General features: G+C 37.1%; 17 protein-coding genes. 10 read left to right on the top strand and 7 right to left on the bottom strand.

The genetic code is table 11. The features are described from left to right. Positions 1–72 precede the first annotated feature (72 nt). The 4 genes from HVN35_03170 to HVN35_03155 all read right to left on the bottom strand — a co-directional run bounded on the left by HVN35_03170 (position 73) and on the right by HVN35_03155 (position 2,466). Positions 73–642, bottom strand: coding sequence for a tRNA (cytidine(56)-2'-O)-methyltransferase (locus HVN35_03170; protein NYB51553.1), 570 nt, complete (start codon positions 640–642; stop codon positions 73–75). After that, positions 643–1,455 carry an adenosylcobinamide-GDP ribazoletransferase gene (gene cobS / locus HVN35_03165; GenBank protein NYB51552.1) on the bottom strand — a complete coding sequence of 271 codons (813 nt, stop codon included), beginning with the start codon at positions 1,453–1,455 and terminating at the stop codon, positions 643–645. 8 nt (positions 1,456–1,463) lie between these two features. After that, the gene (locus tag HVN35_03160) at positions 1,464–1,910 is read right to left on the bottom strand and encodes a phosphatidylglycerophosphatase A (GenBank protein ID NYB51551.1); all 447 of its coding nucleotides are present in this window, start codon (positions 1,908–1,910) and stop codon (positions 1,464–1,466) included. A 139-nt stretch (positions 1,911–2,049) separates the two neighbouring features. Next, positions 2,050–2,466: a hypothetical protein gene (locus HVN35_03155; GenBank protein ID NYB51550.1), complete on the bottom strand. Its 417-nt coding sequence runs from the start codon at positions 2,464–2,466 to the stop codon at positions 2,050–2,052. Positions 2,467–2,897: 431 nt separating this feature from the next. Between HVN35_03155 and HVN35_03150 the strand changes: the two genes are divergently transcribed. From HVN35_03150 to queC, 5 genes are all read left to right on the top strand, one after another. Continuing rightward, the gene (locus HVN35_03150; GenBank protein ID NYB51549.1) at positions 2,898–3,401 is read left to right on the top strand and encodes a hypothetical protein; all 504 of its coding nucleotides are present in this window, start codon (positions 2,898–2,900) and stop codon (positions 3,399–3,401) included. Then, positions 3,401–3,586 carry a hypothetical protein gene (locus tag HVN35_03145; GenBank protein ID NYB51548.1) on the top strand — a complete coding sequence of 62 codons (186 nt, stop codon included), beginning with the start codon at positions 3,401–3,403 and terminating at the stop codon, positions 3,584–3,586. The genes HVN35_03150 and HVN35_03145 overlap by 1 nt, the downstream gene beginning before the upstream one ends. 436 nt (positions 3,587–4,022) lie before the next feature. Then, positions 4,023–5,222, top strand: coding sequence for a nickel pincer cofactor biosynthesis protein LarC (gene larC, locus HVN35_03140; GenBank protein NYB51547.1), 1,200 nt, complete (start codon positions 4,023–4,025; stop codon positions 5,220–5,222). A gap of 36 nt (positions 5,223–5,258) precedes the next feature. After that, positions 5,259–5,558, top strand: coding sequence for a DUF3795 domain-containing protein (locus HVN35_03135; protein ID NYB51546.1), 300 nt, complete (start codon positions 5,259–5,261; stop codon positions 5,556–5,558). Between the two features lie 34 nt (positions 5,559–5,592). After that, the gene (gene queC / locus HVN35_03130) at positions 5,593–6,285 is read left to right on the top strand and encodes a 7-cyano-7-deazaguanine synthase QueC (GenBank protein NYB51545.1); all 693 of its coding nucleotides are present in this window, start codon (positions 5,593–5,595) and stop codon (positions 6,283–6,285) included. Positions 6,286–6,367: 82 nt separating this feature from the next. On the opposite strand, the gene HVN35_03125 is transcribed toward queC, so the two are convergent. Continuing rightward, positions 6,368–6,664 carry a hypothetical protein gene (locus HVN35_03125; protein NYB51544.1) on the bottom strand — a complete coding sequence of 99 codons (297 nt, stop codon included), beginning with the start codon at positions 6,662–6,664 and terminating at the stop codon, positions 6,368–6,370. Between the two features lie 146 nt (positions 6,665–6,810). Here HVN35_03125 and HVN35_03120 point away from each other — a divergent pair, with 146 nt between their 5' ends. From HVN35_03120 to HVN35_03105, 4 genes are all read left to right on the top strand, one after another. Further along, positions 6,811–7,287: a MarR family transcriptional regulator gene (locus HVN35_03120; GenBank protein ID NYB51543.1), complete on the top strand. Its 477-nt coding sequence runs from the start codon at positions 6,811–6,813 to the stop codon at positions 7,285–7,287. Next, on the top strand, positions 7,284–8,000 hold the full coding sequence (locus HVN35_03115; protein ID NYB51542.1) for a flavodoxin family protein: 717 nt from the start codon (positions 7,284–7,286) through the stop codon (positions 7,998–8,000). Before HVN35_03120 ends, HVN35_03115 begins: the two co-directional genes overlap by 4 nt. Before the next feature lie 305 nt (positions 8,001–8,305). Beyond that, complete coding sequence (locus tag HVN35_03110) at positions 8,306–8,923, top strand: hydrocarbon-binding protein (protein NYB51541.1); 618 nt, start codon at positions 8,306–8,308, stop codon at positions 8,921–8,923. Positions 8,924–8,951: 28 nt separating this feature from the next. Continuing rightward, a complete protein-coding gene (locus HVN35_03105; GenBank protein NYB51540.1) occupies positions 8,952–9,329 on the top strand; it encodes a roadblock/LC7 domain-containing protein in 378 nt (125 codons plus the stop codon). Between the two features lie 180 nt (positions 9,330–9,509). On the opposite strand, the gene oadA is transcribed toward HVN35_03105, so the two are convergent. After that, entirely contained in the window at positions 9,510–11,228 is a 1,719-nt protein-coding gene (oadA, locus tag HVN35_03100) for a sodium-extruding oxaloacetate decarboxylase subunit alpha (GenBank protein NYB51539.1), read from the bottom strand. Between the two features lie 516 nt (positions 11,229–11,744). On the opposite strand from oadA, the gene HVN35_03095 reads away from it, so the two are divergent. Beyond that, positions 11,745–12,572, top strand: a complete 828-nt coding sequence (locus HVN35_03095; GenBank protein NYB51538.1) for a caspase family protein — start codon at positions 11,745–11,747, stop codon at positions 12,570–12,572. An 80-nt stretch (positions 12,573–12,652) separates the two neighbouring features. On the opposite strand, the gene HVN35_03090 is transcribed toward HVN35_03095, so the two are convergent. Next, positions 12,653–13,756, bottom strand: a complete 1,104-nt coding sequence (locus HVN35_03090) for an inositol-3-phosphate synthase (GenBank protein NYB51537.1) — start codon at positions 13,754–13,756, stop codon at positions 12,653–12,655. Positions 13,757–13,909 lie beyond the last annotated feature (153 nt).

Here is a 13,909-nt window from a genome sequence, read left to right as displayed (position 1 = left end):
GTTGAAATAGGTTAACTGGAATTTAATGGAATCAGAAATTATTTAGCCTGGTTTTTAATCACGCTTAAAAAGTTAATCTTCTCTAAATTCCTTTTTTTCATTTTTCATAACCTTATTTTTCATAACAACTGTTTTACTTCTTTTAGAAGGTATAATTTTCATATCTCCACCTTTAAACTCCAGTTCCAGTTCCTTACCCTCATACAACATGTGTAGGAATATGGCTAGGGAAGATACTTCAGAGTGGGGCTGGGTTGTTACTGAAACATTCCAGTCAGCCTCTTGATACACTTTACTGGGAACACGGGAACCACCAACCACTACCAGCTGGTCTGATTTTGAACTTCTGATTTTTGGAGCAACATCTTGAACTTGCTCCCCGTACATGGTGAGGTGAACAATCTTTCCTCCTCTATTTTTCCATTCATTCAGGAGAGTTTCCCATTTTTTTTGATATTCAACCTTAAAATCACCACCCCAGCGCTTCACTACATCCTCCACATTTGACATGAGCTTTTTATCATGATCTCCACTTAAATATACTCCTGATGCTCCCAGTGCCCTGGCAGTGAGGCATACATGGGTGGTGATACGTGCATCACGAACCCTTCTGTGATCTAATCTTAAAACCTTAACTTCCATTTAAAAACTCCAAGATGTGAATATTATCATTAATATAAGAGATAAAGTCCGTCCGATCTCATTTGAAGCTCCCAATATATCTCCAGTTGCATAGTTGAAATTTCTCTTGGTTAATAATGCCATTATAATTCCTGCAATTACACCTCCCATTATTCCAAGGATTCCGGTGTATTTAAATGCTATAAATCCTAGAATAATGGTTAAAATCAGTGTGAAAATAAACAGTTTCCAGTTCATGCTTTCAATGAAGTATTTTCCAGTGCCATTATCTAAAGGCTTGGAAAATGTTGCACAGCCCACTAAACTAACTTTAGCAGATACTTCAGACACAAAGATTACAGGAAAAATGTAGGATGCAGGTACGGATGCTATGGATGAGAATGTCATTAGGGAAACTGTCAAAAGGGTAGCCAGGCCTCCGGTTCCTATTCTTTTATCGCGCATAATTTCTATTCTTCGTTCAGGGGCTCCGTGAGCCATTAAACCGTCGCCGAAATCCACCAGCCCATCAAGATGATGGAAACCAGTTAGGGATATGGTAAGGCTGTAAATCAGTGCTGCTGATAGCAATGGGTATAGGTGAAGTGGATCAAGAAGTAGCCATCCAAAGGTCCCTACAATTATGCCAATGAAACCTCCAATTAATGGCCAGATAAATGTGAAATTTGCCATCTCCGGGATGGTTGTGTGAATATTTAGGGGTAGTATGGTGGAGAATGATAACAATCCTAAAAATCCCTGCCAACTGACTGAAGGTTTATCCTCATCTTGTTTCATATCCAAAATTGGATCTTTTTCATGGGGGCGGTTCATGTTAATGATCACTCCTCGAAAACTTTGGACATGCAACCTGCCACCAGACCAGCGAATATATCATCAAGCATAGGTCCTAGAGTAGCAATAACTCCAGGTTTTGCCTCATCATACCTTTTAAAGTTAAAAATAGCCTTTGTGCCAGCGATCTGGTTGGCAATGGCCATTCCCAGAACCTCGTCACAGTAAAGATAGGCAGGATCATCATCTACATTGATCCCCTTGATACGGTGGTTTTGAAGGTCATCTTCAACACGCATCCCTGCCACCATCATTACCACAACATTTATATCCTCAAGTGATTTTCTGAGCTGGTTTTCAAGTTTTTTTTCTAATTCAGGAGTTTTTTCCACTCCAGCCAGGAGTTCTAAACCTGCCTCAACCAGTTGGGGTATTTCAACTCCCACATCTGCCATAAAGTCATAAATTGATAATTCTAAGTCTTTATATTTCATTAAAACACCTAACAAGACGTGATATTAAGAGGTTAAACCTAGTTTGCCTTATTTATAATATACTTTATTTTAATTATTTATTTAAATTAATTTATATAATGAAAAGGAAATTAATGATTTAAAAAGTTTTTATGATTATTTAGGCAGGTATTTGTCCGGATCCTCCGCATCGGGGGCAGGGAATGGTTGGGCTGCAAATGTGCTGTACCAATGTGTTTTTAGCACCACAAAAGGGACATGTATTAAGATAAGTGTGATATTTTCTACCACAGGCACTGCAAATATAATATAGTCCGTTTCCATTACATTCAGGGCACACTAAGTTACCAGTACCACTACAATCGGGACATTGAATAGTTTTAGTGGTTTCAGATGGAGTATTCTGTGTAACAACTTCATTAATTTGATTTTTTGTATTAAAATTCTGATTAGAACCTTCAAATGGACTTTCAGTGTTATTGACTGATCTTAACTTCTTTATTGCCAGAAAACCAATACCAAATATCAATAGAATTAATATTAATAAAATTAAACCGTATTTATACCTACTTTTCATAATTACACTTGATAATTGTTTAATGTATTATTTTAATGTGTTATATATCATCTTCAATGCAGTTAATTTTTTTGATATTTTGGGGGACTGCAAAATCATGGGTTTATGTGCTATTCGCACGATTTTTGCCTTAATTTGTCCTTTTTTGGTGAAAGAACCATCATAAAAGATTATGAAACTATTATGAACAGTCCAACACCCATTAACTTTTACTGTCTGATATTTATTTTAATTCATTTAAGATCAGGTAAAGTCGAATATTATTTAGATAAGGATTTACATAATAACAACAAGTCATGTCATAAAAAAATAGAATTGAAAAATAGAATTTTTAAATCTTATTGATTTAATTATTCTAATAGTTACAAAAATGCACAATAGGTATCAATACAAAAGGTATCATAAGATTAGGATGTGATGGGGGTGTTATTTTGAAGGTTCATCTTCGAGTTTTTGTAGAAGTGGAAAATCTGGGAAGGGCCATGAATGCGCTTACTGATGCAGGAATAACTGGTTTTTATATCTTGGAATATAAAGGCATGTCCCCCCAGGATTGGAAGGGATTTGCCATTAAAGAGGATCCGAAATCAGCTATAGGACTAATCCGGGATTATGCCACTGATGCCGTACTGGTTTGCTGTGTAGTTGATGAGGAAAAAACAGAAAAAATTGTAGATTCAGTAATGAAGTCATTGAAAGGTGAAAAATACACCATTCTTGAAGTTCCCATTCGCCGGATCATTGTCAGCTATAAAGATGAGGTGAAAGAAAGGGCTGAAACGTGGTTACTGGAAAAAGAAGTCCCCTGTTTTTACTGCGGTGAAAAATCGGTTCAGAGAATAAGAATAGACTTAAACAAGGCGAAGATATGGTGTACCAATTGTGGTGCGGCTCGTTACTACCTCATCAAGGGCGTTGAAAAGGAGGGGGAATGATGGCTGTTAAAAAATGGAAACTGGAAAAAGGTGCCAGCTGTTACAATTGTGGAGATGCCACAGTCCATGATATAGAAGTAGATGAGTACAACATCAAGATAAGATGCCGGGACTGTGGATTCAGTCGCTTTTACTCATTCCACATGGTAGATTTACCAGTTAAATGTGAATTTGAAGAAAAATAAGAAATTGAGATAATCAAATTAGATAATAGTAACAAAATAGGCATAATAAATATCTATTTACTTAATTTTAACCCTCAGCTCTCAATTTTCTAGTTTCGCAATTCCGGCCTTAAGAGAATCGCTTTCAATTCCTCTTCAGCTTCTTGAGGGATAAGCTTCTTGGAAAGTCTAACACCCATCCCTAAAGACTTCAGTTTCCCGGTCATGGAGGGTCATTGGTTTCCTTTTTGGATTTTCCTTTTAATATAGAGTTGACTTTAACTAGAATCCAGGGACAGTGACATCATATCAATATCTTTCTTTTCCATTTAATTGATAAAAATAGATCAATTGTTAACATAAATTATATGTTGCAAATTTTTAACATTAATACATGTTAAGCTTAAAATAATCGAAAATTTCAAACTAACAGATTAATTGAGGAGGTTCTGACAGTATGGTGGTAATAATAGACCCCCAACAGGCAGGAATATCGGGAAACATGGTTATTGGGGCTTTAATCAATTTAGGGGCGAATTCAGAAAATATTAAAAATATCATGGAGCACTATGGTTCTCATTTTGGTGAGGTGAATGTTGAGATTAGGCAAGTGAATAAATCAGGAATCCTTGCTAGTTTTGTTGATGTTAAATGTTTTGACCATCATACCATTAGCTACAAAAGTTTAGTAGAAACTTTAGATGGAATAAAGCATGAAAAAATCACTCCAGGAATATTAGAATTCTCCAAAGAAGTTTTCAAAACCCTGGCTATGGCTGAATCCCAGGTTCATGGAGTTAGCCTTGACGAGATCCATTTCCATGAAGTGGGAGCAGCAGATGCTGTGGCAGACATAATTGGTTCAGCTTATGCTTTTCATGAACTTGAACTCCACAGGGAGAAGGTTTACGGACTTCCTCCCGCCCTGGGTGGGGGTAGGATAAAGACTCAGCATGGAAATCTCACTGTCCCAGCACCAGCAACTCTGGAGATACTTAAAAATGTACCAGCACTCGGCGGACCAGTAAACTACGAACTCACCACACCCACTGGGGCGGCATTACTGGTGAATATGGTGGATGAATTCTGTGAATTTTACCCCCTAATAACCAACCAGAAGGTTGCATATGGTGCTGGGAAACTGAATCTGGACTTTCCAAATGTGTTAAGAATTGTTTCAGGCACTTCACCAATTCCCACAGATAGAATCTCCATTCTGGAGACTAATCTGGATGATGTGACTGGGGAAGTTTTAGGCAATACTATGGATCGCTTAATGGAAGAGGGTGCTCTAGATGTGACCATAATTCCCACTATTGCCAAAAAAAACCGGCCGGGTCATCTTTTAAGGGTTATAACCAGATCAGATTTGAATAACATTCTCACGGAAACCATAATCCGCGAAACAGGAACTCTGGGGGTTCGAACTATTCCCTATGTGCATAGGAACATAGTTAACCGGGAAATAATTCCTGTTGAGATTGAAATTAAAGGTGTGCCTCAGAAAGTTCATCTTAAAGTGGCCATGATTGGTGATGAAATGGTCAACTTCACTGTGGAATATGAAGATGCTAAGAAGATTTCAAGAAAGATGGGTATTCCTCTTAAAGATGTTATCAGAATCATCAATCAGAAGGCAAATGTAGGGAAAGATTAAGTTTTATAATTTAATTAGTGATATAGGAGAGATTGAATGAATACTTCACCGTGTGGACTGATTTGCGAGGAGTGCCAGTTTTTTGAAGAAAACTGTCCTGGATGTTACAAAATCAAGTGGAAAACATTCTGGGCGCAGGAGATAATGCCAGAAAGGGTTTGTCCCATTTTTGATTGTGCAGTTAATGAAAAAAAGTATAAAAATTGTGGGTCCTGTCTGGAACTCCCCTGCGATATATTCAACCAACTGAAAGATCCCAATATTTCGGATGAAGAACATAAGATATCTATTTCTGAAAGAGTAGCAAGATTAAATTCTAAAAACAGGACAAAATAGATTATAAAATTCTTAAATATAAAAAGTGTTGAAAATGAGTGATTTAACTAAAAATAAGGCAATATCAGTACTCTCTGGGGGATTGGACTCCACAGTAGCTACTTCTCTTTTAGCCAGGGATTATGAAGTTCATGCTATTACTTTTGATTATGGGCAGAGAAGTGCCAAAATGGAAGTAAAATCTTCTAGAGCTATATGCGAACAATTAGGTTTTAAACACACAGTTATCGAACTGCCCTGGCTGGCAAAACTGGGTAAATCTGCTTTAACCAGTCAAGAAGATATTCCAAAACTGGAAGTAAACCAGCTGGATGATAAAGAAGTCTGCGATGAAACAGCAAGGAAAGTATGGGTCCCGGGCAGGAATGTTGTATTCACTTCTATAGCATTATCATTTGCCGAGGCAGAAGGGGCAGAGAAAATAATTGTGGGATGGGACTATGAAGAAGCAGCAACCTTCCCTGATAACTCCAAAGAATTTTTAGATGCATTTAACAACCTTCTTAAAATAGGATCCCCGGATAATGTCCAGATAGAAGCACCACTAATTCACATGGATAAAAAAGAAATTGTAAAAGCGGGAAATGAGATAGGAGCACCTTTAAATCTCAGTTACTCCTGTTACATGGGCAATGAAGAGCACTGCGGTGTTTGTGAATCCTGCATGCGGCGTAAAAGAGCATTCGAATGGGCAAATGTAGAAGATAGAACAAAATATGTCCAATAAATGTTTCTTTAGTATCATTTTCTTCATTTGAATATTTTTCTAAGATATTACAAGAGGGTAGTTTTAAATTCTATGGATAATTTTAAAAGAATATTTTTAAATCATATTCACTATTTTTAGAAGGATTTTTTATAATTTCTACTCTATTTCCCGGTTTTAGTCCTTCCCATGTGATAAAGTAATGTTCATGAGGTAAATCTGGCCCTCTGCAGGTGCAGGGATACGATTCTACTTTTACTTCATGGGACGAGTTATTTTCGTTAAGCACAAAATTTTCCCCTAAAGGTGGGAAAAATGCTAAATTATTCTTTAAAATGGATATAAAATTGCTTTCAGCCTCTTTTTTTGATATTTTCCTTGAATAACTATTTTTTGCCATGAAAACATCTCCTTACTAAATAATGGAGTTTTTCCAAAATATAACTTTTCAAGGGATTTATATAATCATTATATATAATAATTAATGTATATAATATATAATGATTACAATATGCTATAAATGAAAGAATTATAAGGAGGTTTAAAATGAAAAATAGTTTTTATAAATGGTTAGAAGAGCCAGAAGAAATGACAGGGATATTATTTTGGAAAATTACATATTTGTGGCAACGTAAAATCAACAAAAATCTAAAAAGTGTTGATTTAACTCACACTCATTTTGCTTTATTATCAGGTTTGGCCTGGCTTGAAAAACAGGGGGAACCAGTTACACAAATTAAACTAGCGAATTTTACACGGACAAATGTCATGGTAACTTCAAAGATTATCAGAACACTAGAAGACAAAGGATTCATTGAAAGAACAAACGATGGTAAGGATTCACGGGCTAAATATTTACACATTACCCAAAATGGATTTAAAACTCTTGAAAAAGCTTTAAAAATCGTTGAAAATGTCAATAATGAATTTTTTGAACCACTGGGTTCTGAAAAGAAACAATTTAATGAAAATTTATGGACTATTCTTTATTCAAATTATAATGAAGGAGGGGAAAAGGAATGAAAATATTTGGATTTATAGGCAGTCCTTTAAAGAAAAAATCAAATACTTACACTTTAACCAAAATGATGATAGATGAACTTCTCCAGAGGGATAATAATATTAAATATAATCTATTCACAGCAGGGGACGTGGATATCCAACCATGCAATGGATGCTGGTTATGTATGACAAAGGGTACATGTCCTCTTGATGAGAAGGACGACATGGCCTTTTTAAAGGGAAAAATGCTAGAATCAGATTTGATTATTTGGGGCTCCCCTGTGTATGCCATGCAAGTGTCTGGGCAAATGAAAACTTTTCTGGATAGGCTGGCAAGCTGGTATCATACTTTAAGACTTGCTGGAAAACCTGGAATTACAGTATCAACAACTGCAGGGGCTGGTTTAGAGGAAGTTCACCAATATTTGCGCTTAGTATTAAATGCAGCAGGTGTAAAAACAATTTATTCTCTGGATGCTTATGGTACACTTCCTGGAACACTTACCTATCCTGAAAATGCTTTAAAATCAGCTCATAAGGCTGCTGGTAAAGTATATCCTTTCCTAAATGGGGAAAAAACTGTTGAATCAGACAATGAACTTGAGAATTCTTTCCAGGTAAATAAAAAAAAGATAGTATTTGGTGCGGATGTTTTAAGGGCAGATTATAATTATTGGAGAGAACATGGAATGCTGGAAATTAACTCTTTTGATGAATTAATTCGGAAAATCTAATAATTGAGGAAAAATATAAAATTTGAGGGGGCTGTAAAGTTATTAGGGGTTGAGCGATATTTGTAAACAATCTTTGCCATAATTTATCTTTTTTTGGTGAAAGAACCATAATTAACGAATTTTAAATTTTGATGAACACTCCAACACCCATTAACTTTACAGTCCCAATTTGACATTATTTTTATGATGTTATTTTTAACATTTTTTTGCGAGTAAAAAAATAACACAAAAAACTTTAGAAAGGTACATCATATTTACCCTTGTCTTAAGTATAATTTCCTACGCGCCTTTCTGGAGGAAATTTAATGAATGAGGAAGAAATAGAAAAATCCATTCGTTATTATCGCTCTTTAGTTGAAAAAGAAGTTGAAAATGAAAGAACTATTGATGGTAAACGTGTTGGTCCCAGAAAGCTCGTAAAAAAAGATCATATGGATTTGGAGGATATTATTAGTCCTGAAAGGCCTTTTTTAGGTAAGGATGCCAATGAGGATCAGGATTCTTTGTATGTCACAACATTCAGGGTTGGAAACTTAAAAAAACCGATATCACTGGCCCGAGCAGGATATGGTACTGATGTGGTTGCTGGAATAGAACTGGGAACGAACCTGGTTAAAAACGGTATCATTCAAAGTGTTGAGGATATAGGTCAGTTTTTGGCAAAATATAAAATAGGTATTCTTGATATTTTCACCGAAAAAGAAACAGAGAATGGAAAAAAGATTGATTTACGAGTTTATGAATGTATTGAATGTGCTGGATTGCCTAACATAGGTCAACCAGTTTGTTACTTTGAGACAGGTATGATAATTGGAATATTAATGGAACTTACTCAGAAAGAGGTTACAGCAGAGGAAATAAGGTGCTGGACCAGTGGCTATTCTTTCTGTCAATTTGATGTTGAAATAAAGGATAAGAAGTAGAAGTTTTACAAGTTTAAGGGGTTGAATTATGGCTGAAACTAAAAAAGAAAGATTAGACAATGTTCTATCATCAATAATGCAAGTAGGACAAATAAAAGCCTGCGCTATTGTTTCCAAGGAAGGTCTTCTAATAAACTCCCGGACTCCTCCTGATGTTGATGCCAGAATATTTTCTGCACTTTGTTCAACCATAATGGGGGCTGCTGAAGCTGCTTCCGGGCAAATGAAAACTGGAGGAGTTAGTGAGATATCTCTCAAAACCGAAAAAGGAACTATCGTGTTAATACCGGCAGGTACAAAGGCTATTTTAACTGCTTTAACCGAAATTGATGCTCAGATAGGCCTCATACTTTTTGAGATGGAATCTCAAGCAGAACAGGTCGAAGAGATACTTCACGGAATGTAGATACAATTATCTTGTTTCTTACAATCTTTTTTATTCCTAAATCAATGTCATTGGAACAATTAATATCAATAAAAATTTATTTTGATAAAAAATATGCAATAAAAAAATATGCAGTTAAGTGAATTGGGGGAGTTTTAAATAAATTCTAAATGGTGGATGAAAATAATAGGATTCAGGGTATTATTTTATGACCATCAAGGTATCCCCAGCCCCTACACTATCTCCTTCATCCACGAAAATCTCTTGCACGATTCCTGATTCTGGGGCATGAATATCGTTTTCCATTTTCATGGCTTCTAAAACTGCCACCACATCTCCCTCATTTACATTGTCTCCTTCACTCACTTTGAGTTTCAGTATCATTCCCTGCATGGATGATGTAACTCCACCCTCCACCGGACCTGAAGGTTTTGCTCCTTCAGCAGGTTCAATTTCCATGTAACCTGTGGGAACAACCCTCACCTGGAAGCTTTCACCATCAACATCAACCTGATACTCAGTAGGTAAGGCTGCTGGTTCTTCAGAGGGTGCATCTGACTTGGGTGGTGTTAGAGGTTCTTCTTCAGCTTCTCCTTTCAGGAATTTTGGTGCAATAGCAGGGTAAAGAGTAAAGGTAAGCACATCTTCATCTTTTTTAATAATACCCATTTCTTCTCCTTCTTTACGGAATTTATCCAGTTCGTCTTCCAGAAGATCTGCCGGACGGCAGGTTATGGGTTTCTCATCCCCGATTATACTATGGGCCACTTCCGGGTCTATGGGTGCTGGTGGTTTTCCATAGAATCCTTTAACATATTCCTTTACTTCTTTGGATACATTTTTGTATCTTTCCCCTCCCAGAACATTCATCACGGCCTGAATACCCACAATCTGACTGGTGGGAGTTACCAGTGGAGGATAACCCAGATCTTTGCGAACCCGTGGAACTTCACATAGAACATCCTCGTATCGGTCCAGGGCATTCTGTTCCTTTAACTGAGATACAAAGTTGGATAGCATCCCTCCAGGAATCTGGTAGAGTAGTACATCAGTATCCACCCTTTCAGTAATAGGGTCCAGTATGCCACTGTATTTTTCCCGAACTTCTTCGAAATATTTTTTAATCTGAGTCAAGAGTTTTAAATCCAGTTCTGTGTCATAGGGTGTTTCTTTCAGGGCGGCAACCACACTTTCAGTTGGTGGCTGGGACGCTCCCCAGGATAGAGGAGATATAGCAGTGTCCAAAAGATCAACACCTGCTTGACAGGCCGCATAATAACTCATAGGGGTCATACCACTGGTGCAGTGGCAGTGTAAATTGATTAAAAGATCAGTTTCTTCTTTAAGGGTTCTAACAAGTTCATAAGTGTCATGTGGAGATATGAGTCCAGCCATATCCTTTATAGCCAGTGAATCACATTCCAATGCTTCAAGTTCTTTGGCGAACTCTACATATTTTTCAATGGTATGATATGGGCTGGTAGTGTAACTGATAGTTCCCTGAACATGGGCACCTTGTTCTTTAGCAACTTTTATGGACATCTCCATGTTACGGATGTCATTTAAAGCGTCGAATATTCTAAAAACATCCACTCCGTTAGTGTAAGCTTTTTCCACGAACTCTCGGACAACATCATCAGGATAATGTTTGTAACCCACTAGATTCTGTCCTCTAAGGAGCATCTGAAGTGGAGTTTTTTTCACCAGCTCCTTCAGGCTGCGTAGTCTTTCCCAGGGATCTTCATTGAGGTAGCGGATGCAGGTGTCGAAGGTAGCCCCTCCCCAACATTCCAGAGAGAAATACCCTACCTTGTCCATTTCTTCGGCAATTGGCAGCATATCTCTTGTTCTCATCCTCGTAGCCAGGAGCGACTGGTGTGCATCTCTGTAAGCAGTTTCAATTAGCCTTATCTTCGTCATGGTGACCCTCACACTTTAATAAACTCTTCATGAAATAGGATCTTAATTTCCTTATATAATTAGGGTGAACTTCCTTATATCCTTACCTTTAATCAGCTAGCAAGTGATTGAAAATAAACTAATTCATTATCCTTATCTTGCAGCTAATGGTTAGTAAATTTAAAGTTCTAAAAGTATTTTATATTATTTATAATTATGAAAATAATATTATTAATACAATTTATTTTGTTTTATTTTGTTTTAATTTGTCTTTATAAAGAATTAATTTTTACTTTAAACTTTTAATATCCAATAAATATCATTTTAATGATAAATAAAGTGTAATTTTAAATTATTAATGCAAAAAATAAGATAATGAATACTTATTTATATTACTTTATATTACAAAGAATAATGAATATGTTATCATGGATTATGTTTTGTAGTGTGTTGGGGGAATTGGACTGTGTAATTAGCACAAATATGAAATGGATGGATCATTACTGAACATTACTGAAATTATACTGAGGTGATTGAATGACTGGTAAAAGAGCTCTTTGTGTGGGTATTAATAGTTTCAAAAATTTTCCTTCGGCTACCTTAAGGGGTTGTGTGAATGATGCCCATGATATGGAAAAATTATTAAAGAATCTGATGGGTTTCCAGGCTCAGAACATTATCAAACTCACCAATGCAAAGGCCACTAAGGCCAATATAATGAAAAATCTTGAGGATATGGTTAGGGGAGCTAAATCAGGGGAATATAGTTATCTGGTATTTAGTATGTCCAGTCATGGTACACAAGTTCCAGATTTAAGTGGAGATGAGCCTGATCGTGTTGATGAAGCCTTTTGTCCCTATGATCTAACTCAAAAGGGAGATGGATGGGATCCAAAACATATAATAGTGGATGATGAACTTAGGGATCTTTTTATACAAATTCCTGAAGAAGTACTGTTAGAGGTGTATCTGGATACTTGTCATAGTGGAACAGGACTTAAAGCTATTGACCTCATCTGGGACAGGCAAACTCGATACATACCCCCTCCATCACTGGAATCTTTCAAAAAAGTGGATGGTAAACGACAAAGAGGGCTGAATAAAGCCTTATTAGAAAAAGGTATGGTTCATCATGTTTTATGGGCTGCATGCCGTGCCGATCAAACCAGTGCTGATGCCTTTATCAATGGAGATTGGCACGGTGCATTCACCTATTATTTCTGCAAGGAAATGAATGCCAGTCAGAACAAGCTTAACCGCAATGAGATACTGGAAAAGGTTAGAGAAGACCTTCAAAAAGGGGATTATACTCAAATTCCTCAGTTAGAGTGTGAGCCAATGATCAGAAAGAGTGAAATTCCTTAAAAAATCTTAATAGGATGTTTGATTGCTTTTTAATCTGAATTCTAAAAGTATTATTGGGAAAAAAGTATTATTAGGGAATATTATCTTTTCCGTTTTCCCGCAATGAACTCTTCCACCATTTCCATGGCCTCATCATCAGTGAACTGCTCTGGAGGGTGTTTCATGGTGTAAGCGCTGATTGAAGTGAGCTGTCCTCCAATACCTCTTTCTAAGGCCAGCTTACAGCATCTGATGGCGTCTATCACACATCCAGCTGAGTTGGGTGAGTCTTCCACACTGAGTCTAAGTTCAATGTTCATGGGAACATCCCCAAAGGTTTTTCCCTCCATCCTGAGGAAGCAGAGTTTATTATCCTTCTGCCAGGGCACGTAATCAGATGGTCCGATGTGGATGTTTTCTGGATCCATTCTCTGACCCAGCACTGATTGAACTGCTTCGGTTTTAGATTCCTTTTTGGAGTCCAGACGGTTCCGGTTGAGCATGTTCAAAAAGTCGGTGTTTCCTCCGGTGTTAAGCTGATAAGTGCGCTCCAGTTTCACCCCCCTCTCCCGGAAGAGGTTGGCCAGAGTTCGGTGGGTGATGGTGGCTCCGATCTGTGCTTTTATATCATCCCCAACTAATGGAATTCCTTTTTCCTCAAAACGAGCTGCCCATTCTCCGTCACTGACTATGAAAACTGGCATACAGTTAATATAAGCACATCCTGCCTCAAGGGCGCATTCTGCATAGAACCTTGCTGCTTTCTCTGATCCTACTGGTAAGTAATTGATAAGAATTTCAGTTTCACTACTTGTGAGTATCTCTACAATTTCTTCTTTATTCTTTTCAGGCTCACTAGAGACAATAAAAGTATGATTCTCCGGATAGTCCGCCATGTGGGGTGCCACACCGTCCAGAAGACATCCCATTTCCACTTTCACTCCACTTGGCTTGATATCTGGACAGAATACTGTGGTGCAGTTAGGAGGGGCATAGATAGCTTCGTTCACATCTCGTCCAACTTTCCGTGCGTCAATATCAAATGCAGCCACTACTTCTATGTCTGATGGTTTGTATCCACCTATCTGCCAGTGCATGAGACCTATGGCATCATCTGGATTTTTGTTCTTGTAATAATAGATACCCTGAATTAGTGAACTGGCACAATTGCCCATACCAATTATCGCTACCCTTATCTTTTCCAATTTAACACCTTCTAAAAACACTAAATATCAACGCCAATTAGGAGTCAGTTGATGTTATGATAAAATTAATATCCTCATTTCATCTTTCATTCGCTTAATAAAACTTCTTCTGAGTGTAAAGTTAGCCGGATATACTATTAAATGTTTCGCCCC

Source organism: Methanobacteriaceae archaeon, assembly GCA_013403005.1.
Lineage (GTDB): Archaea > Methanobacteriota > Methanobacteria > Methanobacteriales > Methanobacteriaceae > Methanobacterium.
The sequence above is the reverse complement of the archived record's forward strand: the minus strand, read 5'-3'. Positions and strand labels throughout refer to the sequence as shown.